Below are 23,637 nucleotides of genomic sequence, written 5' to 3' on the forward strand. Positions count from 1 at the left end.
GCGATCAAGGGCACGCGGCCAGTTCGGCCACCTGCAGGACCTCGCCGGTCGCCGCGTTTTCGACGAAAGCGACCACACCGAACCGGTCGGCGGGCGCGTTGACGCTGGCATCCGCGGCGGTGTCCTGGATGCGGATATCGCGGCGGATCTGTGCGCTGCCCGCGACCAGAGGCACCGGGCCGATCCATTGCCGCACGACTCGTTCGTGATGCAAGGTGGCGCCGCTGTTTTCGCCGGCGCCCACTTGCGAGCTCAGCGAGTTTTCATAAACGGCCAGGTAGGCGTCCAGTTGGCCCGCTGTGTCCGCTGCCTTGCTGGTGAATTGCGCCGCGACATTGAACGCGCCCGGCGCCTGCCCTTTGAGCTCCAGCGCGACATTCGCTTGCGCCGGCTCGGCGACGACCTTGCCGACGCGGCTCTGAAAACTGTCGCGTTGCGACCAGCTGCGCAATTCGCGTCCGGAGACAAAGATTTCCGGCGTGTAGATGGTGTGGCCGCCGGCCAGATCGGTGAGCGTTTGCTGACGTTCAGTAAAGCGATGTTGCGAGAAGCGGTCAGTCCAGCCGAGGCTGTTCCAATAGTCCACATGCAGCGCCAACGGTACGATGCTTTGCGCCGCGCCGCTATTCTTCCATTGGCTCAGCCAGTTATCGGCGGGTGGGCAGCTGTTGCAGCCTTCGCTGCTGTACAGCTCGACCAGCGCCACGCGATGCGCCGGGCTATGCGCGCTGCAGATGGCGCCGGCCGCGGTCGCGAGGCCGCTGGCCGCGAGCATGGTCAGCGCGAGGCCGAGCGCGATGATTCGGGTGAAGCGCCGACAGTCTCGGCGGGGTGCGGCGGTTTGCATGACGTGCTCCGATCAGGATCCGCACGTTTGTCGAATCGCACGGCCGGTTATGACAGTCCGTTGCCAACTTTTTTCTTGAAACTCGACCGAGTCGGGGGACGCACGACCCCGTGCTAACATTGAGCTTTCGATCGCGCCCATTCAGATTGATGGCGGCGCCCTCTTCACTCTCTTTCGCTACCTGCCGGCTACCTCGATGCGCTTTCCGACTTCCCGTGCCTTCTTCCGCTTGCGCCCCCGTCGCGCAACCGGTTGCGCGCGCGCGGAACTCATGCCGCGTCGCGCCGGTGAGCCGTCCCGAACGCTCCCGCTCCACGCCGCCCGGCGCCCGATCTAACGCTGCTCGCTCCATTGCCTGGGCCGCGTTGTCGGGCTCCGGGCCGATCTCATCCGCACGCTGTCCCCTCAAATGCAGATCGAATTGGAGTACCCCTCGTGAAAAAGACGAAAACCTGTTACCTCACCGAACTCGACGTCGCCCGTCTCGAGAAACACGCCGCCGCGCCCGGCGCGGACACGCGTTTGCAAGACATGCTCGACGACGTGCTGGAACGCGCCGTGATCGTCGAGTCGCGCGAGATACCGGCCAACGTCGTCACGATGAATTCGCAAGCCACGCTGGTCGACGAAACCAGCGGCGAGCACATGACCTGGACCGTGGTTTATCCGCCCAATGCGGACTTCTCGCACGGCCGCCTGAATGTGTTCTCTCCCGCCGGCCTCGCCTTGCTCGGCGCCAAACGCGGCGAGCGCATTCGCTTCACGCCGCCAAGCGGCACTGAGAAAGTGCTGAAGCTGGAAAAGATCCTGTTTCAACCCGAAGCCGCCGACGATTTCACGCTGTAAGCAACGCTCGCGCGCAACGCAAAATTTTTGCCGCAGCATCTCCGGCTGCCCGTCAATTCAAGAAAAGTGCGTGGCGGCCCGCTGTTATATCCATCATCCGACTTTTCAAGATGGGTTGCCAAGCAGCGGGCGGCCGGTGTATCGTGTGCGCTGCTAACGCGGGGGTCCTGCGTCGCACGGAGGTTGGAGGTCCGTGCTGCGTGGGTGAGAAATACCCTTTGAACCTGATCTGGATAATGCCAGCGCAGGGAAGCGTACGGATTTCGCACCTTGGCTCTATCGCCTCATCTCTCGCGAATTCCGACTACTTCCGTCTCGTCTCCTGCTTAGCGGCCCCACATAGCTTTGCATAGGAGATACAGATGAACGCCAATCCGAAGTTCCTTTCCGCCGACGCCCACGTCGATGAAGCCGCTGTCGCGCCGCTGCCGAATTCCCGCAAGGTCTACGTGACTGGCTCGCGCGCCGATATCCGCGTGCCGATGCGCGAGATCTCGCAGGCCGACACGCCCGACAGCTTCGGTGGCGAAAAGAATCCGCCGGTCTATGTCTACGATACGTCGGGCCCCTACTCGGATCCGGAAGCCAAAATCGACATTCGGGCCGGTCTGCCCGCACTGCGCCAGGCCTGGATCGAAGAACGCGGCGACACCGAAGCGCTGACGGGTCTGTCGAGCGACTTCAGCCGCGAACGCGCCGCCGACACGGCCACCGCCGATCTGCGCTTCCAAGGCCTGCACCGTACGCCGCGCCGCGCGATCGCCGGCAAGAACGTGTCGCAGATGCACTACGCGCGTCAAGGCATCATCACGCCGGAAATGGAATACATCGCGATTCGCGAGAACCAGCGCCGCGCCGAGTATCTGGAGAGCCTCAAGACGAGTGGCCCGAACGGCGAAAAGCTGGCGGCGATGATGGGCCGCCAACATCCGGGCCAGGCATTCGGCGCGAGCGCGTTCGGTCCGAACGGCCTCACGGCGATCACGCCGGAATTCGTGCGCGAGGAAGTGGCGCGCGGCCGCGCGATCATCCCGAACAACATCAATCACCCGGAAAGCGAGCCGATGATCATCGGCCGCAACTTCCTCGTGAAGGTGAATGCCAACATCGGCAACTCGGCGGTGACGTCCTCGATCGGCGAGGAAGTCGACAAGATGACGTGGGCGATCCGCTGGGGCGGCGACACGGTGATGGATCTGTCGACCGGCAAGCACATCCACGAAACGCGCGAGTGGATCATCCGCAATTCGCCGGTGCCGATCGGCACGGTGCCGATCTATCAGGCGCTCGAAAAGGTCAACGGCAAGGCCGAAGACCTGACGTGGGAAATCTTCCGCGACACGCTGATCGAACAGGCCGAGCAAGGCGTCGACTACTTCACGATTCACGCGGGCGTGCGTCTGCAATACGTGCCGCTCACGGCCAGGCGTATGACGGGCATCGTCTCGCGCGGCGGCTCGATCATGGCGAAGTGGTGCCTCGCTCACCACAAGGAAAGCTTCCTGTACGAGCACTTCGAAGACATCTGCGAAATCATGAAGGCCTATGACGTGGCCTTCTCGCTCGGCGACGGCCTGCGTCCCGGCTCGATCTACGACGCCAACGACGAAGCGCAGCTCGGCGAATTGAAGACGCTCGGCGAACTCACGCAGATCGCGTGGAAGCACGACGTGCAGACCATGATCGAAGGCCCCGGTCACGTGCCGATGCAGCTCATCAAGGAGAACATGGACCTGCAGCTGGAATGGTGCGACGAAGCGCCGTTCTACACGCTCGGACCGTTGACGACCGACATCGCGCCGGGCTACGACCACATCACGTCAGGCATCGGCGCGGCGATGATCGGCTGGTTCGGCACGGCCATGCTCTGCTACGTCACGCCGAAGGAACACCTCGGGCTGCCGAACAAGGACGACGTCAAGACCGGCATCATCACCTACAAGCTCGCCGCGCACGCCGCCGATCTGGCGAAGGGCCATCCGGGCGCGCAGGTGCGTGACAACGCGCTCTCCAAGGCGCGCTTCGAATTCCGTTGGGAAGACCAGTTCAACCTCGGTCTCGATCCGGACAAGGCGCGCGAATTCCACGACGAAACGCTGCCGAAGGACTCGGCCAAGGTCGCGCATTTCTGCTCGATGTGCGGCCCGCACTTCTGCTCGATGAAGATCACCCAGGACGTGCGCGAGTTCGCCGCGCAACAAGGCGTCACCGACGACGAAGCGCTGAAGAAAGGCATGGAAGTGAAGTCGATCGAGTTCATGAAGAAAGGCGCTGAGATTTATCAGCGGCAGTAAGGTTCGGGGCGCGGATCGAGCGTCGTTGTTACGCCACTCGATCCGCCAGACCACTGCGTCGCAGCATCGAAGCCCGCCACTGGCGGGCTTTTGCGTCTATGGCGTCCGGGCACGCCGCATGCTAGACGGAGGGAAACATTTGATTACGAAACCGTCGGTTCGCTGACAAGCGCATACATCCGGATACGGGATGCGGCGATAACATCAAATGCAAGGACGGGTTTACTTCCAACCATAACTACTGGAGTCGACATCATGAAATCGATACGTCAAATCGGTACGTTTGCGGCCATCGTGGCAGTCGTGGTGAGCCTTTCCGCATGCGAAGGCATGAGCCGTCAGGGGCGCGACACGGCAATCGGCGCGGGCTTGGGTGGCGCCGCGGGCGCGGCGATCGGCGGCAATGCGCTCTCGACGATTGGTGGCGCGGCAGCGGGTGGTGTCATCGGACACGAGGTGGGCAAGTAAGGGGTACGGCGGGTCATCGCGCTATTTATGTATGAGGCAAGCGTGAGTTGTGCGACGCCCGGCGCACGAATAACTCGCGCAGCCGCTCTCGGATAACACTAGTGACGCCCCTAGTGACGCGCCCTCGCTTCGAATCGCGAAGCGCGCTGCAATGAGGTGAAATAAGCCGTTACGGTTTTGCAATCCTCTGGGCGCGGCGACGGCGTAAGCTGGTGCCGTGACGCCCCTAATGGCGGCGTTCGATTCAACCAGGAGCGCGTCATGAAGTCCCGCCTCATCAATACGGTGTGCGCGATCGGCCAGCGGTTGCCGCTGCGCTTTTCCAGGTCTCTCCCGCGTCTTTCGCAAACAGGCATGGCGCTCGGTGGCGCGGTCTGTGTACTCACCTTGTCCGGTTGCTATTACCCGTACGGTTACTATCCGGGCGGCGCTTATCCATACTACGCCACGGTGCCCGCGGCCGGTACCCAGCAGGCGGTGCCGGTCGGGCAAGACGATTCCTCCGCCGCGCAACAACAGCAACAACAGCAGCAACAACAGGCGCAGACGGGCCAGCAAGGCCCGCCCCCGACTTACGCGGTTGCCGCCCCGCCCGTTTATGTGGCGCCGCCCTATCCCGCCTACTACCCGCCGCCGGTCTATCCCGCTTATTACGGCTATCCGGGCTGGTATGGACCATCGGTCTCGATCGGCTTCGGCTTCGGTGGCTACTGTTGCGGCCACGGTGGATGGGGCGGTCACGGCCATTGGCATTGACGCCCGCCGGCGCAGTCCAGGTTCCTGATCTTCACTCGGTGCGCTCGCACGGCAGATTCCGGCCGTGCGGTGCCTGCACGGCATCGCGCAGTGCGTGCCGCGCCGCCCAACCCGCGCAAGACGCGCTCCCAGCGCCCATCCGCATCGCCCGTAGTTTCCCTTCTTGACGCGGCCCGACTGGGTTCTATGCTTGGTAGGCCGCACGCAGTACCTGTTTAAATAAGCGATCCCGGCCGCTCCCACGTGCCGCGGACGCCCATCCGTCATGCCAGATCGACGCGTCCCGAAGTGCGTAGTGCCGCGTCGAGTCCGAACAACAACGAAGGAGACGTGATGTTTCACCAACTACTCACTCCGGTCGGCAACTCGCTATTGCCATCGTTTCTAGTCGCGGCGTTACCGATCATCGTCGTGCTGCTTCTGCTTGGCTGGGCGCGCCGGCCGGCATGGCAGGCGTCGCTCGCGGGGTTGATCGTCGGCCTGATCGTGGCGATCCTTGTCTGGCAATTTCCAGTGGGACTCGCGGTCGATTCGGTGGTCGCCGGCGCGGTGTTCGCCTGCTGGCCGGTCATGTGGATCGTGTTCACCGCGATCCTGCTTTACAACATCTCGCAGCGCTCGGGCCGCTTCGCGGCCTTTCGCATGTGGATGATCGACAACCTGCCGAACGACCGGCGCGTAGTGCTGGTGGTGATCGGGTTTTCGTTCGGCGCGCTGCTCGAAGGGATTTCCGGCTTCGGCACGCCGGTCGCCATCACCAGTTCGCTGCTGATTCTGCTCGGCTTTCCGACGCTCGAAGCGCTCACCTTCACGCTGATCTTCAATACCGCGCCGGTCGCGTTCGGCGCGCTCGGCGTGCCGATCACCGTGCTCGGCGCGGTCACGCATTTGCCGGCCGATTCGCTCGCCAAGATGGTCGGCCGCCAGTTGCCGTTCTTCGCCTTCCTGCTGCCCTTCTATGTGATCAGCGTCTATGCGGGCTTTCGCAACATGCTGCGGGTGTGGCCGGTGCTGCTGGTGTCGGGCGCGAGCTTCGCGCTGACGCAGTTCGTCGCGTCCAACTATGTGAACTACAGCCTGACCGACGTGCTGTCGTCGATGGTCTCGCTCATTCTGACGATCGCCTTCCTGCGCGTCTGGAAGCCCGCGACGGATCCGAAGTTCGCGATCAACATCGACCGTGTGGGCGAAGTGCGCGGCAAGATCGGCGGCGGCCAGGGCTGGTATCCGTGGATCATCGTATCGGTGGTGGTGATCGTCTGGACCGTGGCGAGGATCTTCCTGATCGGCGACGTCAAGGTGCCGTGGCCCGGCCTCGACAAGGCCGTGTTCATCACGCTGTACAACACGCCGTACGGCGCGGTGTGGGACTTCCAGCCGCTCGCCACCGGCACCGCCATTCTGGTCGCCGCGCTCATCACGGCGTTCGTGGTCAAACTGAGCCCGCGCGAGTTCGGCGCGGCCATCGCCGACACGTGGGTGCAGACGCGCATCGCCATCCTGACGGTGGCGACCATCGTCGGGCTCGCGTATCTGATGAACTACTCGGGGCTTACGTACACGCTCGGGCTGGGCGTCGCGTCGGTCGGACCGTTCTTTCCGCTGGTGTCGGCGTTCCTCGGCTGGGTCGCGGTGTTCCTCTCCGGCAGCGACACGTCGGGCAACGCGCTGTTCGGCAACCTGCAGGTGGTGGCGGCCAATCAGTTGAATCTCAACCCGATTCTGATGGCGGCGACGAACTCGTCGGGCGGCGTGATGGGCAAGATGATCTCGCCGCAGAACATCTCGACCGGGGTGGCGACCACCGAACTCAAAGGCAAGGAAGGCGTGGTGTTCGCCAAAACCTTCAAGCATTCGATTCTGTTGACGGTACTGCTTGGTGTGCTGGTGTGGCTGCAGCAGAATTTCTTGCAGTGGATGATTCCGCACTGAGGCGGGTTGGGCGGGTTGCTCAGCTCTCACAACCCGCCTGGTAGGATGCACTCTCGCCAACCGGCGGCCGCGCGCTCACTAGCGCGCGCCGCTTCAAGGATGCGAGGATGACCATCCCGACCATTTGCGGCTGATGCGCTGCCGCAAAATAACTCACGCTTCTTCGCTCGAGCCCCTATCTTTCCCTAGCGCTTCGTCCCATCCCACCGCCTTGATCGCAATATTTCTCACATCAGCGTGAGAATTGCTCGTTTTGCCCAGAGCGCCGCTGAGCTTACGATGGACAATTACCAGACGCCTTGCCTCTCCCATATCTTGCCGTTTCATTCCAGCCTGAAACGTTTCGCATGATTGCGCTGCTACGATGCGCAGGCGTCTCGACTCAACCGCGCGCGGCGCCACCTCGATGAATGCTAAAAACCTGCTGCAGTTGCTGATCCTCGCCGCCCTGTGGGGCGCCTCATTCCTGTTTATCCGCGTCGGCGTCACCGACTTCGGCGTGGCGCCGTTGATGGCGCTGCGCGTCGGCATCGGCGCGGCGTTTCTCGCGATCGTGCTGATCGCGCGCCGTCCGCTGCGCCAATCCGCGACGATCCTGCGCACCCGGGCCTTCCCGCTGATGGTGGTCGGCATTCTGAATTCGGCGGCGCCCTTCTGTCTGTTCGCCTATGCGGAGTTGACGCTGTCAGCCGGCGTCACGTCCGTGATCAATGCGAGCACGCCGCTGTGGGGCGCGCTGGTCGGCTTTCTGTGGCTGCGCGACCGGTTGAGCGCGCTGCGCACACTCGGTCTGATGATCGGCTTTCTCGGCGTGCTGATGCTGGTGTGGGATCAGATCGCCGCGCCGAACGGCACGCCGGCCACGCCGCTCACCACCGCGCTCGCGGCCGGCGCGGCGCTCGGCGCCACGCTGCTGTACGGCATCGCCGCCAACTACACCAAGCGCCATCTGACCGGTGTCGACGCGCTGACCGTCGCCACCGGCACGATGACCGGCGCCACCATCGTGTTGCTGCCGCTCGCCGTCATCTACTGGCCGACGGCGCCGATCTCGCTGCACGCATGGGGCGCGGTGATCGCGCTCGGCGTCGCCTGTACCGGCGTCGCGTATATGTTGTTCTTCCACCTGATCGCGGTGGCCGGACCGGCGCGTGCGATTACGGTGACCTTCGTCATTCCGATCTTCGGCATTCTGTGGGGCGCGTTGTTTCTCGGCGAAAGCGTCTCGCCCGGCATGCTGGAAGGTTGCGGCGTGATTCTGGTCGGCACCGCGCTCGCCACCGGCGTGATCAAGCGTCTGCCGTGGATCGGCACCCGCCGCGCCGATACCTGAAACCCGCTTCATGTCGCGCGACGCTTGCCCCGCGTCGCCGACTCTCCTCTTTCCCGCCATCAGGCCGGCCGCAGTAAGGAATCACGCATGGCCATCTCCCATCGAATTCCGGTTCGGACTGGTATTCAGGGAACCATGCAAAAAGACGTGCACGCGGGTTGACCGCGCTCTTGTCGGCCACGCACTGCGTGAAACCCAAGGCATAAAAAAAACCCGCCCGGCGTGATCGCCGGGCGGGTTTTCAGACAGCCTTCCAACTGCTGCAGCCTTAGTGCAGCTGGTCGGACATCAAACTCATGATCTGCTTGGCCTGCGGGCTCTGGTCGATGGCGCCCTTGTCGTCGACCACAGCCACGCGCGTCTGGTTAGGCGTTACCGCGCGCACGTTCACCATATACTGCTTGGCAACTTTTTCCTTCTTGCCGTGGAAAACCTGGCTCCAGAAGCCCTGTTCGGCCGACGACATGTCCTTCGGATCGACGTAGCGCACGAAATACAGGCCGCGGGTCAGATCGCGGTCGTCGACGGTGAAGTTGCTGCGGTCGAGCGCGAGGCCCACGCGCAACCATGCGCGGTCGTACGGCTCGCCGAGCGTGAGTTCCGTCGACGAGAGCTGAGCGTCGGTGCCGTTCGCCGCGTCCCCAGCCGGCATGGGTTGCTGGGCGGACAGCGCGACGTTTTGCGCCGCCGTGGCCGCCGCCGCCGACTTGGCGCCCGCCGTAGCCGCGTTCGGCGCCGTTTGCGCGCCGGCCGACAGGTCGGCGTTTTGCGCGTCAGCCGGTTTCGAACGCGAATCGGCCAACGCCAGCGCCGCCATCAGCCGCTTCAGATATTCCTGTTCGAGGCCCGGATCGTTCGGCTTCGGCACCCACGTGCTCGAATCGTTGTTCGTGCCGGTCAGCGCCTCGCGCATGCCCTTCTGACTGACGAACACGTACGTGCCGCCGTTCGGCGCCGCTTCCAGGCGCGTGCGGTACTTGTTGCGCTCCGAGGTCACGTAGCTGTTGCCCATGGCCTTGGACAGCGTGTTGCGGATCAGGCCTTCGTTGATCTGCGCGTGCGTTTCGTTCCAGTCGGTTTCCATCACGCCCTTGTCGCGCTGGTCGACCACCAGCAGGAAGCCCTGTTCCTGCCAGAAGCGGCGGATCTGCGGCCATGCCTGTTCGGGCGCCTTGTTGTCGATGACGAGCCAGCTTTCCGTGCCGTCGCGCTGGATATGCATGCCGTTGACCGCCGGCGCCACCACCACGGAATTGGCCGACGGGGCTTGCGCCTGAACCTCTTTGAGCGCGGACAACGAGGTTTCGCCGCCCTGCGGGGGCAACGAACGCTGATCGGCCGTCTCATCGATCATGTTCGGCGGTACGGCAAGTGACACTTGCTTCGATTTCGAGTCGCTCTTGTAGTCGACTTTGGTCGGCGACGAGGTGCCGCAGCCGGCGACCAGACCGCCTGCCATCAGCATTACTGCAAACCGCTTGGTAAGACGAAGATCAGTCATGTTCGGGGAATCCTTCCGCTACGCCACGGCAAGTTTCCGTGGATCAACCCAACATTTTACCGATCCCGGCGAGTCATGTGCAAAAACCCGGGTTTGCCCGTGAATTGAGCAGCGTGAGACGTGCGCAAAGGACGCGGGATCGACGCGCGAGAAGGACACCGAAGCGACTCCTTCCGTCAACGTTTCGATGAGTTGCAAGAGGCTCATTTTCGCGCGTGAAAACGAACGGCGCACTGCAAATTTAACAATCCCCCACATTTCCCAACGATCTGTCAGATGCGCCCTACGTGATCGTCAGATCATTGATTCGACGGCACTTTCCGGGGCCCTCGCCACGTCGATTTTGATATATCGAAATTTGCTGAATGCCGCTTCAGGTAACGGTCTGAAAACCCGAGTGATATCTTGAAATAGACAACTCAAGAGCCTTTGAGCGCTCCAGCCACGGGACCGACCGTCATGCCCTTGCGTACCCTTACCCCGAATTTTGCTGCGTCAGCGATCGCGGTTGCCGCGTTGTGCACGAGCCTCGAAGCGCACGCCGAATTGGGCGGCGCTATGCCGGCTCAGGCGGATGCGAGCGCGAGCGCGCCGCGCGTCATGTTGAACGGGGCGCTGCGCATGCGCACGCTGACCGACGCGGGCAACACGACCATCAACGAGTACGCGACGAACACCGGCCAGATCATCGCCTACGCGTGGCAAGGCCCAACCATGCCGGACCTGCGCGCGCTGCTCGGCAAGTACGCCGCCTCGTATCGCGCCGGCGCCGCCGCGGCGCCGGCGGACGGCAATCTGCATGTCTCGCGCGTGGCGCGGCCGGACGTGATCGTGGAATCCGGCGGCCCGATGCGCGGCTACGTGGGCCGCGCATGGCTGCCCGCGGCGCTGCCGCCCGGCGTCACGGCTGACGATTTTCAGTGATGTGCGCAAGCACTCAGCACTAGCACCAGCATCGGCACCACGCCGCGACGAGCACTGACCACGCCATGAAATCCACCCTTTCCATTTACGCCCTACTGCTGGTCTGCGCCGCCTTCGCGGGATGCGGCGGCGGTGGCGGCGGCTCGCCGGCCGCGACGTCGCAGACGGGTTCGGCCGCCCCGCCCAGCAGCCCGAGCCCCGCCAGTGCGCCGGTAGGCGCCTCGAGCGCCGGCCCGACCGCCTCCGTGCCGCAGTCGAATACCCCGAACGTCCAGCCGATCGCCGTCACCGCCGCACCGGGTCTGACGCGCAACATGCTGACGACGAGCGTCACCGTCTGCGAGCCCGGCACCAGCAATTGCGCGACGATCGACAATGTCCAGGTCGACACCGGTTCGCACGGGCTCAGGATTCTCGCGTCCGCGCTGCCGGCGGACCTGTCGCTCGCGGCAATCGCGTCGGGCAGCGGCATCGCGGGCGAATGCGCGGTGTTCGGCGGCGGCTACACCTGGGGCGCGGTGCGCAGCGCGGACGTGCGCATGGCCGGCCAGTTGGCCGCGTCGATCCCGATCCAGACGATCGCCGACCCCGCGCTGCCCACCGTGCCCGCCGACTGCGCGGGCTCCGGCCGCGCCATGCAGACGGTGGCGGGCCTGCGCTCGAACGGCATTCTCGGCGTGGGCCTGTTCGCGGGCGACTGTGGCAGCGGCTGCGTCACCGCCGCGCTGCCGCGCTGGTACTACCGTTGCGACGCCGGCGGCACCTGCCTCGCAAGCACGCAAGCGCTGGCGCAGCAGGTGACCAATCCGGTCAGCCGCTTTGCGCTCGACAACAATGGCGTGGTGATCGACCTGCCGGCCATCGCCGATGCCGGCGCGGCCAGCGTATCGGGTTCGATGATCTTCGGCATCGGCACCCAGGCGAACAACACGCTGAACGGCGCCAGCATCCTCAAGGCGAATTCGCAGACGGGCTACGTCGTCACCACGAGCGGCGGGCAGACTTATTCGCAGAGCTATGTCGACAGCGGCTCGAATGGGCTGTTCTTCCGCACCACCCAGTTTCCGCAGTGCGGCGTCTGGTACTGCCCGGCTTCGATTCAAGCCGCGAACGCCGCGATCACCGGGACGGACGGCGCGTCGAACACGGTGTCGTTTGCGGTCGGCAATTCGAGCGCGCTGTTCGCGTCGTCGAATAACGCCTTCAACAATCTGGCCGGCGTGGCCAGCAGCGGCTTCGGCTGGGGCTTGCCGTTCTTCTTCGGCCGACGCGTCTATACGGCGATCGCCTCGCGCGAAACGTCGGCGGGCCCGGGGCCTTACTACGCGTTCTGAACGGACGGCTTCTTTCGACGCCGAAATTTCGCAAACTCACCTGACGGACAGATTTGGTACGTATCGGCTGAGATAATTCCACCTTCCGGCTAACTCCGTTCCAATTAGTTAGTCATGCAAATCCTGGAATTGTCGGCAGATGGAAGAACCCACTTTTTCGCTCGATCATTTCGAGCAGCTCGTCTATACGCGGCAGCATGTCAAAGCCGCGATCCAGTTCATTGCTGCGCTGGCGCTCCTTCAGCAAAAGCGCGGCGAACTGGACGGCAGCTTTCTTGCCTCGGGCATCGCCGACCTGCCGCCTGACGAGCAACGCAAGCGCTTCTGCACACGCCTCGCGAGCGCGGCGTCGACCCTGTTCGCCGACCCGGCGTTCCAATTGCCTCCCGAGTGTTTCAGATTGATTCTGACCCTGCACGAGTGGGTCGGACTGGTGTTCGCCTGCACGTCGTTCGGCAATGCGGACCATGTGACCCGATACCTGAATCCACGTGGTGCGGACAACGCCGAGTTTCTGTCCGGCGACAGCTTCATCGAAAAACTTTGCGCGCTCTACTCGACCGAGTCCGAACTGGAACTCGACTTCGCCGCGCTGTGGGCGTACGACAAATCGCTCGCCGCCTGTCTTGCCCTCGTTTTGCTGGCGCCGGTCTTCAAAGGATCGGCGAGCGCGCATATGAAGCGCGAAGCGTTGATGGAATGGCTGCCCGGCAAACTGCAGCAAATCGGCGACCTCGACGACCTGCCGACCGCCTTGCTGCACAACGCCTATATGTTCTGCAGCTACGCGGACACGCCGCGGCGGCACGAGATCAAACGGGACATCAACGCGCTGGTGCGCCGCAAGCTGGATCAACTAGGGCTGACAGACATTCCCGCAGCGAAGCTAGCCCGCGCGAAAAGCCGCGAGCAGCGCGGCAAAAAACCGCTGATGGTGGTCGTGCTCGAATGGTTCGGCGGCGCTCATTCGATCTACCGCACGCACTCGCGCACGCTCGAAGCCGCGCGCGAGCATTTCGAAGTGGTGGCCTTCGGCTTCGGCTACGCCATCGACCATATGGGGCGCGCGGTGTTCGACCGTTTCATCGAACTGGAGGAGCCGGAATACATAGGCGAATGTCTGAAAACGATCCGCGACTTTGCCGAGGCGGAACAGCCTGACGTGCTCTACATGCCGAGCGTCGGCATGTTCGCGCTCACGGTGTTCATGTCGAATATGCGTATTGCGCCGCTGCAGATCGTCGGCCTCGGTCACCCCGCCACGACTCACTCCGACAAGATCGACTACGTCAGCGTTGAGGAAGATTATGTCGGCGATCCCGCCTGCTTCAGCGAACGTTTGATGAAGCTGCCGAAAGACGGTCAACCATACCGGCCGTCGGTGGCGCTGCCGGACATCGTCGCGGAGATCCCGCCGTCACGCAAAACGCTGGAGATCGTCATCACGGCCAGCGCGATGAAGCTCAATCCCGGCTTTCTCGAAGCGTGCCGTGAGATCGGCGCGCGCGCGGCGACGCCTGTCCAGTTTCACTTCATGAGCGGCGTGCCCTTCGGCTTGCCGCTCGAGCGCATGCGCGATGTGATCCGCCAGACACTGCCGTGCGCCGTCGTGCACGGCTTTCACGAATATGCGGGCTATCTGGCGCGCGTCAATCGCTCGGATCTGTTTCTCAGCCCGTTTCCGTTCGGCAATACCAACGGTATCGTCGACGCGCTCACGCTGGGTTTGCCGGGCATCTGCAGGCGCGGGCCGGAAGTGTTCGAGCGGATCGACGGCGCGCTGTTCGAGCGTGTGGGCATGCCGTCGTGGACTACGGCGGAGAGCGTCGAGGATTACATCGCCGCCGCCGTGCGGATGATCGACGCGCATAGCGAGCGCGCAGCCTTGCGGCAGCGTCTGATCGATACGCGGGCCGTGGAACGTTGCTTTGAAGGGCGGCCGCAGGCGTTCGGTGAATGCGTGCTGGAACGGGTGCGGGGGAAGCAACGCTGGCGCAGTGAAGAAGCGATGGCTTAAGGTTCGGCGCCGCTCAGTGCGCCACCCGGTCGCATGATGCCCGGCGTCACGAGATTATCCGGCACCGTGCCGCCGTACCCGTGCGCCAGTTTGCTACTCGGTCGCGTTGGGGCTCGCCGTTACAAGATCAGCCGGCGCCAGCCAGTTGAACACGTCCAGCGTCGGCCCGTGGAAGGTGCACTCCGCGGCTGCTGGCGTGGCGGTCTTCTTAGGTTTCGCGGGCTTGAGCGAAAGCGCCGTTGCCGATGCATCTGAGGCGCCCGCTGCACCTGCTCCACCAGCAGTCACAGCGGAAGCCGCCGGCGCACCCGAAGCTGCAAGCGGCGCACTGCCTGCACCCGCCTCCGCAGTCTCGGACGCCGGAACCACCACGCGTTCGATCGATCCCTCAACTACCACTCGCGAGCCATAGATGCCTGCGCCCGCATGAGTGATCTTCAGCGGATCCGCCGACGTTTCCGCCAGCTTGCTTCGCATCAACTGCTCGCACGCGTCCGTGTTCTTATAGACGGCCGTGCACGCCGTCAGCAGCGCGGCAGCGGTCGTGACGCAGGCGATAGAGAGAATCCGAATCTTCATTGGTGTTCCGTTTTTCAAGCCGTCGGCAATTGTAGCTTACGGCCTGCTTGAGCGGCGCCGGCTTCGAGCGCGGGCAGCGCGCGAGCCGCGTAAGGCGATCGACACTTTCACCGCGCATCCAGCGCGCCCGAAACCCAGTGACTGCTTGACCGCGGCGGCTCGCATCGGCATCGTGTTGACCGGCCGCCATTCGATCGGCGCGCCGCCGACGTTGCGACGGGGCCCTCGCGATGCGCATCGCTTCGCCTTGTCACGCTTTCTCACTGTGTACCGACCGGCTTTCCCGCATGTTCAGCCTTGCCCTGCTCGCCATCGCGGGTTACACCGCTACCAACGTCGACAACCTGTTCGTGCTGCTCGCCTTCCTGGCGGAAGCCGGCGACGAGCGGCGTCGCGTGATCGCCGGGCAGTATGCCGGCTCGCTAATCCTGATCGCGGGGTCGGCGCTGCTCGCCGCATTGCTCAAGCACTTGCCGGCTGGTTACGTCGGTTTGCTCGGCATTTTGCCGATCGGCGTGGGGCTCGGCAAAGCGTGGGAGCGCTTTGGTCCCGGCAGCCCGCAGCAGGAGGAAGCGGCGCGAATCGAAACGGCGCCACCCGCATCATCCGGGCCGGCCGGGTCGGGGTATCCGGCTAGTGCAGCGAATCAGGCAAGCTCGCCCGCTTCAACCATCCCGTCCCACGCAAACCGCGCCTCATCCTGGTGGACTGTAGCGTGCGTGGCCGTCGCCAACGGTTCCGACAATCTCGCCGTCTATGTGCCCTTGTACGCCAGCCATTCGCACGGCGAGGGCGCATTCATCTCGCTGATCTTTGTCGTGATGATCGGGCTCTGGTGCGCCGGCGCCGTATGGCTCGTGGACCATCCGTTGCTGGGTGCGCCGATCCGACGCTACGGCACCGCGCTGCTACCGCTAATCCTGGTGGTGATCGGCGTCTCGGTGATCGCGCAGAACGGCACGCTGCGCATCGTCTTCGGACTCTGACCAGTGCCCACATGTGGGCAACGCACGGCCCACTACTCGAAAAAGCCCAATTGAACAACACGGTCCGTGCAGGGATGCGCTGCAGTCCAACGCGCGATGCGGCACGACCGTCGTCCGCGCGAGCGCTCAATTCGACGGCATTTGCGGTTGCACGTAAGTGCGCACGCCGGCGAGCGGCGAACCATAACCGCCGGAATTGGTATGATTCGGCAAGCCGTTGACCAGCTGCGCACGCGGGTCGGTCGGGTTCAGGTTCAATTCGCCTGCCTGCTGGTTGCCGTGCGTCGGATATTCGCTGCCGCGCGCCGCGTTCGGCATCAAACGCGTGCTGTTTTGCGGCGCGTTCATGTCGTCCTGCGGGCTCAAACCCTGCGCTCCCGCCTGCGCCGCAATCGCGCACGCGGCCGCGCACAGCAAAATCCGCCCTACCCGCGACATCGTCGATGTTCGTTTCATACCTGCCTCCGGCAAAATGAAATGAAGGGAATCAAGTCGCGCCCGGTACACAACGAGCCCGCTCGCGACAGCCAAACGCTGATCACACCATTTATACGCGCCATGCCGCACTTCGGATTCGGCGACGTAAGCGCGAGTCGCGGTAAACAGAGAAACTGGCGGGTATGGCCTTTTATTCCGGGCCGCGGCGGCAGACACGCAAATCCAGCGAGCGCCTATCCTTACGCCGATTACCGATTTCCCTCCCGCGCGATCGCGCCCGATAATGGACGTCATGAACCTTCGACCCAATCTCCACGCTCGTGCGCTGCGCGCCACACTCGCGGCACTGACCGCAACGCTGTTGCTGGCGGCTTGCGCCGGCCCATCGGCCTCGACTTCCGCGTCCGCGTCGTCCAGTCCGGCACTGCTCGACGCGGCGATTGCCGGACCACAACGCGGCGACAAGGCCCGCGCCCGCGACGTCTACCGTCATCCGCGGGAAACGCTGCAATTCTTCGAACTTACGCCGTCGCAAAGCGTGCTGGAGATCGAGCCGGGCGGCGGCTGGTACACGGAGATCCTGGCGCCGTATCTGCACGACCACGGCAAGCTCTACGAGGCGCAGTACGACGGCCCACAGGGGACGCCGTCGGCGGAAGCGCAGGCCAATCGGGCAGCATTTGCGCGCAAACTGGCGGCCACGCCCTCCGTGTACGGCAATGTCGTGGTCGGCACGCTGCACGCCGGCCAGTTCAGCGGTTTTCCGGCCGATGCCAGCTTCGACGAGGTACTGACCTTCCGCAATATCCATAACTGGATCAAAGACGGCCAGATCGACACGAACCTGCGCGCCTTCTACGCGGCGCTCAAGCCGGGCGGCGTGCTCGGCGTCGAGGAACACCGCGCGGCGCCGGGCACTTCGCTGCAACAAACCATCGACACCGGCTATGTGACCGAAGACTACGTGATCGAACATGCGCGCGCGGCCGGCTTCGAACTGGCCGGCAAGAGCCAAGTAAACGCCAACCCGCGCGACAGCAAAAATTACCCCAACGGCGTCTGGTCGCTGCCGCCGACCTTCGAGGGCGGCGACGTCGACCGGGCGAAATATGCGGCCATCGGCGAATCGGACCGCATGACCTTGCGCTTCGTGAAACCGGCGCACTGATCTCGCGCCGCACCGGGACGGCGCTTGACGCCGTCCCAATAATATGTTCCTATTGCGCACTATGTACCGCGCCCAGACCATCCTATCGCTACTACTAGCCCCCTCTACCGGGCTAGGTCTGCTGCTGCGCGCTTCCATCTGAACCACACGAAGCACCGCTCAATTCCCCAGTAACTGACCCAGCCCCGGTTTCCGACCGGCGGCCCAGTTATGTCTTTTCGTCGTCCGGTCGACTCCCAGCTACCTGGTCTCACCCACGGATGATGAAAATGTTGAAGAACCCCGCTACCAAATACCGCTCGTTCAAACCGGTCAACTTGACGGATCGCCAGTGGCCGTCGCGCACCATCACGCACCCGCCGATCTGGATGAGCACCGACCTGCGCGACGGCAATCAGTCGCTCTTCGAGCCGATGGACGCGCAGCGCAAGATGCGCATGTTCAAGACGCTGGTGCAGATCGGCTTCAAGGAAATCGAAGTCGCGTTTCCGTCCGCTTCGCAGACCGACTTCAATTTCGTGCGTGAGTTGATCGAAGGCGGCCACATTCCCGACGACGTCACGATCGAAGTCTTGACGCAAGCGCGCGACGACCTCATCGAGCGCACCTTCGAATCCTTGCGTGGCGTGCCGCGCGCCATCGTCCACTTGTACAACGCGACCGCGCCGGAATTCCGCAAGATCGTCTTCAATCTGGACAAGAGCGGCGTGAAGGAACTGGCGCAAAACGCTGCCCGCACGATGAAGCGGATCGCCGAGACCATGCCGGAAACGCACTTCACGTTCCAGTACAGCCCGGAAGTGTTCAGCGGCACCGAAATCGAATTCGCCAAGGAAGTCTGCGACGCCGTGTTCGACATCTGGCAACCGACGCCGCAACACAAGGCCATCGTCAACTTGCCGGCCACCGTCGAAATGTCCACGCCGAACATCTACGCGGACCAGATCGAGTGGATGCACCGCAATCTCAAGCGCCGCGATTCGCTGTTCATCTCCGTGCATCCGCATAACGATCGCGGCACCGCGGTGGCGGCCGCTGAACTTGCCGTGATGGCCGGGGCGGATCGTATCGAAGGCTGCCTGTTCGGCAACGGCGAGCGCACCGGTAACGTGGACCTCGTCACGCTCGCGTTGAACCTCTACACGCAAGGCGTCGATCCGGGGCTCGACTTCTCGAACATCAACGAAGTCGCGCGCACCGCGGAAGAATGCACGCAATTGCCGATCCATCCGCGTCATCCGTATGTCGGCGATCTGGTATTCACCGCCTTCTCGGGCTCGCATCAGGATGCGATCAAGAAGGGCTTCGCGGTGCAAAAACCGGACGCCGTCTGGGAAGTGCCCTACATGCCGATCGATCCGGCCGATCTCGGCCGCACCTACGACTCGGTGATTCGCGTGAACAGCCAGTCGGGCAAAGGCGGCATCGCCTATCTGCTCGAGCAGGGCTACGGCGTCGTGTTGCCGCGCCGCTTGCAAGTGGACTTCAGCTCGGCCGTGCAGCGCTTCACCGACGACAGCGGCCAGGAAGTCACGTCCGCGCAGATCTGGGAATTGTTCCAGCAGGAATATGTGCAGAACACGGCGCCGATCCACTACGTCGGTCACAGCCTGTCCGAGCGTGAAGGACGCGAGCACATCAAACTCACGGTCGACATCAATGGCACGCGGCGCGTGTTGACCGGTGAAGGCAATGGTCCGCTCGACGCGTTGATGCACGCGATCGGCGTGCCGGTGCGGATTCAGCACTATGAAGAACGCGCGTTGACGCAGGGTGCGGATGCCCGCGCGGTGGCGGTCGCCGAAATGGCCGGCGCCGATGTGACCGGCAGCGCGTTCGGCGTCGGCATCGATGCCAATCTGGTGACGGCGTCGATTCGCGCGGTGATCAGCGGCGTGAATCGCGCTTACGCACGGGTCAATGTGCAGGCGAAGGAGAGCTTCTTCGACGCCGCGATGAACGATGCCACGGAGAGCGTGGGGGTCTAAGGTTCTTTGCCGTTGGTGGTCGATTTGTAGCGGTTATATGTGAAGGGGGCGTCTCGACGACGCCCCCTTTTTTTATCCAACCGCGTCGCGGGCGTGACGGCCTTTCAGGTCCGCGTCATTGAGTCCATTCATCCGGCAGACTGTGCGTCAACGTCGACACGAAACGCTCGGTTTCCGGCTCGCGCGGCTGCATGAAGATCTCGCGCGACGGCCCGGCCTCCACCACCACGCCGTTGTTCAGAAACACCACGTCACGCGCGATCGTCGCGGCGAGCCGCAAATCGTGCGTGGCCATCAGCATGGTCATGCCTTCGGTGGCGAGTTGCTTGAGCACCTCCACCACTTCCGCGGCGAGACCGGGGTCGAGCGCCGAGGTCGGCTCGTCGCACAACAACACTTCCGGCGACGGCGCCAACGCCCGCGCAATCGCCACACGCTGTTGTTGCCCGCCGGAGAGCGTCGAAGGCCATGCATCCGCCTTCTGCGCGATGCCGACCTTCTCCAGCAGCTCGTCCGCGCGAGCCCGCGCCTTGTCCTTGTCCCACTTCAGAACGGTCACCAAGCCTTCCATCACGTTTTGCCGCACGGTGAGATGCGGAAAAAGCTGGAAATTCTGAAACACCATGCCGGTGCGGCGGCGAATCGTCAGCACCGCGTCGCGCGAGGGCCGGTGGTCGCGGCTGAATTCCAGCCGCTGATCGCCGAGTTCGAGCGAACCGGACTCGGGAATCTCAAGCAGATTCACGCAACGCAAGAGCGTGCTCTTGCCGCTGCCCGATGGACCGATCAACGCGGTAACATTACCGGAGGCGAGTTGCAGATCGACCGAGTTGAGCACCCGTTGACCACCGAAGTACTTGTCGATTTTTTCCAGTCGGATCATCAGTTGCCTGCCTGGAAAAGTGCGTGACGGCCGAACTTGCGCTCGAGCCTGACTTGCGCCGACGACAACACCGAGCTGAACACCAGATAAACCAGTGCCGCTTCCGTGTACAGAATCAGCGGCTCGTAAGTCACCGACGCGATCCGCTGCGCCGCCTGAAACACCTCGGGCACGGTCAGCACCGCGGCGAGCGAGGTGTCCTTCACCAGCGCGATAAACGAGTTGGACAACGGCGGCAACGCGACGCGCGCCGCTTGCGGCAGGATCGCACGACGCAGAGCCTGCTCGCGCGTCATCCCCATCGAATACGCCGCCTCCCACTGCCCTTTTGGAATCGACTCGATCACGCCGCGTATCACTTCGGAGTTGTACGCGCCCACATTCAGCGAAAAGCCGATGATCGCCGCCGTCAACGGATCGAGCACGATGCCCACGTTCGGCAAGCCGTAGAAGATCACGAACAGTTGCACGAGCAACGGCGAGCCGCGAAACAGCCACACGTAGAAGCGCACGATCGCCACGGCCCACTTCGGCCCGAACAGGCGGACCAGCGCGACGAGGAACGCCAGCGCAAGTCCGATCGCAAACGATATCAGCGTGAGCGGCACGGTAAACACGAGCCCCGCATACAGCAGGGGCCACAGCGACTGCGCCATCAGATGCAACCATGCCGGCATGATTCAGACTCGCGGAAGGCGTTTACTGGGAGACGTCTTTGCCGAAATACTTCTGCGAGATCTTCGCGTAGGTGCCGTCTTTCTTCATGTCGGCGAGCGCCTTGTTGATTGCCGCCTGCAATTCGGGGCTGCCTTTGCGGATCAGCACGGCGGACTTGTCGCTGCTGTCGGCCGAGGTATCGAGCGCGGCGATCTTCACCTTCGCGTCCGGCTTGTGCTTCTTGAAGTCGAGGAACGACAGCGAGTCGTTGACGGTGGCATCGACGCGACCCGAGGTCAGCAGATCGATCGATTCATTGAAGCCCTGCACGGGGATCACTTCCGCGCCGTGTGCCGCCGCGATCTTGCCGAAGTTGCTGGTCAGCGTGTTGGCCGACTTCTTGCCCTTCAGGTCGTCGAAGTTCTTGATCGTGGTGTTGTTCGACTGCACGATCAGCGCCGCGTGCGACGTGATGTACGGGTCGGAGAAGTCGTATTTGACCTTGCGCGCGTCGGTGACGGCAACTTCGTTGATCACCGCGTCGTAGCGGTTCACGTCGAGACCGGCGATCAGACCGTCCCATTTGCCCTCGACGAATTGCGGCTTGACGCCGAGACGCTGCGCGATCGCCGTGCCGATTTCGACGTCGAAACCGGTCAGCTTGCCGGATTCGTCGTGGTACGTGAACGGCGCGTAGGTGCCTTCGGTGCCGATCCTGAACACGCCGGCGGATTTGATCTGCGCGAGTTCATCGGCGGCGAATGCGGAATTCACGGCCACCGCCTGGAACAACGCGATCAGCAGAATGGAACGAATCGATTTCATCAGGCGGCTCCGTCAAATGTGCCACGTCGGTGGCTGAGTCTTGTGTTGGACAGTCCCCGCCGGCGCTTGCGCCCGCAGAGTGGGCGGACTGTAGCAAACGGCCTGCGTTTTTACAAAGGATCAGGTTTCCGATCGATATGCGCTTGCGTGCTAAGCGAACAGCCATAGCCTCTGGTGTGACGTGGATTTCAACTCTACAGCAGATAGACAGACGCGGCATGCATCGCAACACGGAACCTATGTTGCGCGCCATCGGGGAAAACGCGAGAGGTCTCGCCGCGGTGAGCGCGCGGCAGGAAAAAACGGGCGGCGCCGCGTTTGAATGCGGCGCCGCCCGTCGTCGGATTGCGAATGGCTTACCGCTCCACCGGATGCGGCTCCTTGCGCTTGTTGGCGACGCGGATCGCGTCGAAGTAAGCGCCGTTCGGCGGACGCTTCAGATAGCGGCCCGCGCCGCGCACCGCCCGCAGCTCGCCGTCGGTCCAGGCGAGCGCGCCGCGCGTGAGCGTGTGCATCGCCACGCCTTGCACCGTCATGCCTTCGAACACGTTGAAGTCGACCTTCTGATGATGCGTCTTCACCGAAATCGTTTTGCTCGCGTTCGGGTCCCACACCACGAGGTCGGCATCCGCACCGACCCGCACCGCACCTTTGCGCGGATACAGGTTGAAGATCTGCGCGGCATTCGTCGACGTAATCCGCACGAACTCGTTCGGCGTGAGCCGCCCCGAATTCACGCCGTGATGCCAGAGCACCGCCATGCGGTCTTCCACGCCGCCGCAACCATTCGGGATCTTCGTGAAGTCCTCGCGGCCCATCGCCTTCTGCGACGCGCAGAACACGCAGTGGTCGGTGGCCGTGGTGTGCAACTGGCCAGCTTGCAAACCGCGCCATAGCGCCTCGCGATGCTCGGCCGAGCGGAACGGCGGGCTCATCACGTGGGCCGCCGCGCGCGTCCAGTCGGGATCGCGATACACCGCTTCGTCGATCACCAGATGGCCGGGCAACACTTCGCCGAACACGCGCAGACCTTCGCTGCGGGCGCGGGCAATCGCATCGACCGCGTCCTTTGAGGACACGTGCACGATATACACCGGCACGCCCAGCACCTGCGCGATCCGGATCGCGCGATTGGCGGCCTCGCCCTCCACTTCCGGCGGCCGCGACAACGGATGCGCCTCCGGACCGGTAAAGCCTTTCGCCAGCAACTGACGCTGCAACTGGAACACCAGTTCACCGTTTTCCGCATGCACGGTGGGCAGCGCGCCGAGTTCGAGCGAACGCGAGAAGCTGTTCACCAGCACTTCGTCGTCGGCCATGATCGCGTTCTTGTACGCCATGAAGTGCTTGAAGCTCGACACGCCGTGTTCATGCACCAGCGTGCCCATGTCGCGATAGACCGAATCGTCCCACCAGGTCACCGCGACGTGAAAGCCGTAGTCCGCCGACGCCTTCTCGGCCCAGCCGCGCCATTCCTTGAAGGCGTCCATCAGCGGCTGCTTCGGGCTCGGAATCACGAAGTCGATGATGCTCGTGGTGCCGCCTGATAGACCTGCCGCCGTGCCCGTGTAGAAGTCGTCGCTCGCCGTGGTGCCCATGAACGGCAATTCCATATGCGTGTGCGGATCGATGCCGCCGGGCATCACATACTGCCCACCCGCATCGACGATCGTGGCGCCGGCGGGCGCCTCCAGGTCCGCTCCGATCTCCAGGATCGTACCGCCGTCCTGCGGGTCCGCACACAACACGTCCGCACGATACGTGTTCTCCGCGTCGATAATCGTGCCGCCGCGAATCAGGGTCGTCATGTTGCCGCCTCCTTATGAACTGCTGGTTTCGGTGCTACGTACTTCGTTTCGTT

General features: G+C 63.5%; 20 protein-coding genes and 1 riboswitch. Of the genes, 12 read left to right on the forward strand and 8 right to left on the reverse strand.

Annotated elements, in window-relative coordinates; all coding sequences use genetic code 11:
* Positions 1 to 4 precede the first annotated feature (4 nt).
* A complete protein-coding gene (locus ACQKRQ_RS18145) occupies positions 5 to 847 on the reverse strand; it encodes a DUF1223 domain-containing protein (protein WP_427478572.1) in 843 nt (280 codons plus the stop codon).
* Between the two features lie 435 nt (positions 848 to 1,282).
* Here ACQKRQ_RS18145 and ACQKRQ_RS18150 point away from each other — a divergent pair, with 435 nt between their 5' ends.
* The 6 genes from ACQKRQ_RS18150 to ACQKRQ_RS18175 all read left to right on the forward strand — a co-directional run bounded on the left by ACQKRQ_RS18150 (position 1,283) and on the right by ACQKRQ_RS18175 (position 8,476).
* Positions 1,283 to 1,693 carry a GreA/GreB family elongation factor gene (locus ACQKRQ_RS18150; protein ID WP_132373763.1) on the forward strand — a complete coding sequence of 137 codons (411 nt, stop codon included), beginning with the start codon at positions 1,283 to 1,285 and terminating at the stop codon, positions 1,691 to 1,693.
* 150 nt (positions 1,694 to 1,843) lie between these two features.
* A riboswitch (TPP riboswitch) is annotated at positions 1,844 to 1,962 on the forward strand.
* 93 nt (positions 1,963 to 2,055) lie between these two features.
* Positions 2,056 to 3,987, forward strand: coding sequence for a phosphomethylpyrimidine synthase ThiC (thiC, locus tag ACQKRQ_RS18155; RefSeq protein WP_132373762.1), 1,932 nt, complete (start codon positions 2,056 to 2,058; stop codon positions 3,985 to 3,987).
* Positions 3,988 to 4,242: 255 nt separating this feature from the next.
* Entirely contained in the window at positions 4,243 to 4,455 is a 213-nt protein-coding gene (locus tag ACQKRQ_RS18160; protein ID WP_408180108.1) for a glycine zipper 2TM domain-containing protein, read from the forward strand.
* Between the two features lie 261 nt (positions 4,456 to 4,716).
* Entirely contained in the window at positions 4,717 to 5,211 is a 495-nt protein-coding gene (locus tag ACQKRQ_RS18165) for a hypothetical protein (protein WP_427478575.1), read from the forward strand.
* Between the two features lie 333 nt (positions 5,212 to 5,544).
* A complete protein-coding gene (locus ACQKRQ_RS18170; RefSeq protein WP_427478577.1) occupies positions 5,545 to 7,143 on the forward strand; it encodes an L-lactate permease in 1,599 nt (532 codons plus the stop codon).
* A gap of 406 nt (positions 7,144 to 7,549) precedes the next feature.
* Entirely contained in the window at positions 7,550 to 8,476 is a 927-nt protein-coding gene (locus tag ACQKRQ_RS18175) for a DMT family transporter (protein WP_427478579.1), read from the forward strand.
* Positions 8,477 to 8,744: 268 nt separating this feature from the next.
* Here the strand turns inward: ACQKRQ_RS18175 and bamC are convergent, their stop codons facing one another.
* The gene (gene bamC, locus ACQKRQ_RS18180) at positions 8,745 to 9,977 is read right to left on the reverse strand and encodes an outer membrane protein assembly factor BamC (RefSeq protein ID WP_408180105.1); all 1,233 of its coding nucleotides are present in this window, start codon (positions 9,975 to 9,977) and stop codon (positions 8,745 to 8,747) included.
* Between the two features lie 459 nt (positions 9,978 to 10,436).
* On the opposite strand from bamC, the gene ACQKRQ_RS18185 reads away from it, so the two are divergent.
* The 3 genes from ACQKRQ_RS18185 (at position 10,437) to ACQKRQ_RS18195 (ending at position 14,252) form a co-directional block, all read left to right on the forward strand.
* Complete coding sequence (locus ACQKRQ_RS18185) at positions 10,437 to 10,901, forward strand: DUF2844 domain-containing protein (protein WP_427478581.1); 465 nt, start codon at positions 10,437 to 10,439, stop codon at positions 10,899 to 10,901.
* Positions 10,902 to 10,966: 65 nt separating this feature from the next.
* Positions 10,967 to 12,235: a DUF3443 domain-containing protein gene (locus tag ACQKRQ_RS18190; protein ID WP_427478583.1), complete on the forward strand. Its 1,269-nt coding sequence runs from the start codon at positions 10,967 to 10,969 to the stop codon at positions 12,233 to 12,235.
* 139 nt (positions 12,236 to 12,374) lie between these two features.
* A complete protein-coding gene (locus ACQKRQ_RS18195) occupies positions 12,375 to 14,252 on the forward strand; it encodes a glycosyl transferase family 1 (RefSeq protein WP_427478584.1) in 1,878 nt (625 codons plus the stop codon).
* A gap of 93 nt (positions 14,253 to 14,345) precedes the next feature.
* On the opposite strand, the gene ACQKRQ_RS18200 is transcribed toward ACQKRQ_RS18195, so the two are convergent.
* The gene (locus ACQKRQ_RS18200) at positions 14,346 to 14,831 is read right to left on the reverse strand and encodes a hypothetical protein (protein ID WP_427478586.1); all 486 of its coding nucleotides are present in this window, start codon (positions 14,829 to 14,831) and stop codon (positions 14,346 to 14,348) included.
* Between the two features lie 287 nt (positions 14,832 to 15,118).
* Between ACQKRQ_RS18200 and ACQKRQ_RS18205 the strand changes: the two genes are divergently transcribed.
* Positions 15,119 to 15,817, forward strand: coding sequence for a cadmium resistance transporter (locus ACQKRQ_RS18205; protein WP_132373753.1), 699 nt, complete (start codon positions 15,119 to 15,121; stop codon positions 15,815 to 15,817).
* Between the two features lie 126 nt (positions 15,818 to 15,943).
* Here the strand turns inward: ACQKRQ_RS18205 and ACQKRQ_RS18210 are convergent, their stop codons facing one another.
* Positions 15,944 to 16,273 (reverse strand): hypothetical protein, encoded by a 330-nt coding sequence (locus ACQKRQ_RS18210; protein WP_427478588.1) that lies wholly within the window; start codon positions 16,271 to 16,273, stop codon positions 15,944 to 15,946.
* A 265-nt stretch (positions 16,274 to 16,538) separates the two neighbouring features.
* Here ACQKRQ_RS18210 and ACQKRQ_RS18215 point away from each other — a divergent pair, with 265 nt between their 5' ends.
* Both ACQKRQ_RS18215 and leuA read left to right on the forward strand, forming a co-directional pair.
* Positions 16,539 to 17,423 (forward strand): class I SAM-dependent methyltransferase, encoded by an 885-nt coding sequence (locus ACQKRQ_RS18215; protein WP_427478590.1) that lies wholly within the window; start codon positions 16,539 to 16,541, stop codon positions 17,421 to 17,423.
* 269 nt (positions 17,424 to 17,692) lie between these two features.
* Positions 17,693 to 19,411, forward strand: coding sequence for a 2-isopropylmalate synthase (gene leuA / locus ACQKRQ_RS18220; protein WP_427478591.1), 1,719 nt, complete (start codon positions 17,693 to 17,695; stop codon positions 19,409 to 19,411).
* 115 nt (positions 19,412 to 19,526) lie between these two features.
* Here the strand turns inward: leuA and ACQKRQ_RS18225 are convergent, their stop codons facing one another.
* From ACQKRQ_RS18225 to hydA, 4 genes are all read right to left on the reverse strand, one after another.
* Positions 19,527 to 20,294, reverse strand: a complete 768-nt coding sequence (locus ACQKRQ_RS18225; RefSeq protein WP_427478593.1) for an amino acid ABC transporter ATP-binding protein — start codon at positions 20,292 to 20,294, stop codon at positions 19,527 to 19,529.
* The gene (locus ACQKRQ_RS18230) at positions 20,294 to 20,971 is read right to left on the reverse strand and encodes an amino acid ABC transporter permease (protein WP_012433671.1); all 678 of its coding nucleotides are present in this window, start codon (positions 20,969 to 20,971) and stop codon (positions 20,294 to 20,296) included. Before ACQKRQ_RS18230 ends, ACQKRQ_RS18225 begins: the two co-directional genes overlap by 1 nt.
* Before the next feature lie 22 nt (positions 20,972 to 20,993).
* Positions 20,994 to 21,776 carry an amino acid ABC transporter substrate-binding protein gene (locus ACQKRQ_RS18235; RefSeq protein WP_132373748.1) on the reverse strand — a complete coding sequence of 261 codons (783 nt, stop codon included), beginning with the start codon at positions 21,774 to 21,776 and terminating at the stop codon, positions 20,994 to 20,996.
* A gap of 356 nt (positions 21,777 to 22,132) precedes the next feature.
* Entirely contained in the window at positions 22,133 to 23,584 is a 1,452-nt protein-coding gene (hydA, locus tag ACQKRQ_RS18240) for a dihydropyrimidinase (protein WP_427478597.1), read from the reverse strand.
* Positions 23,585 to 23,637: the final 53 nt, after the last annotated feature.

Origin of the sequence: Paraburkholderia sp. NPDC080076 (assembly GCF_050281145.1) — a bacterium.
Lineage (GTDB): Bacteria > Pseudomonadota > Gammaproteobacteria > Burkholderiales > Burkholderiaceae > Paraburkholderia.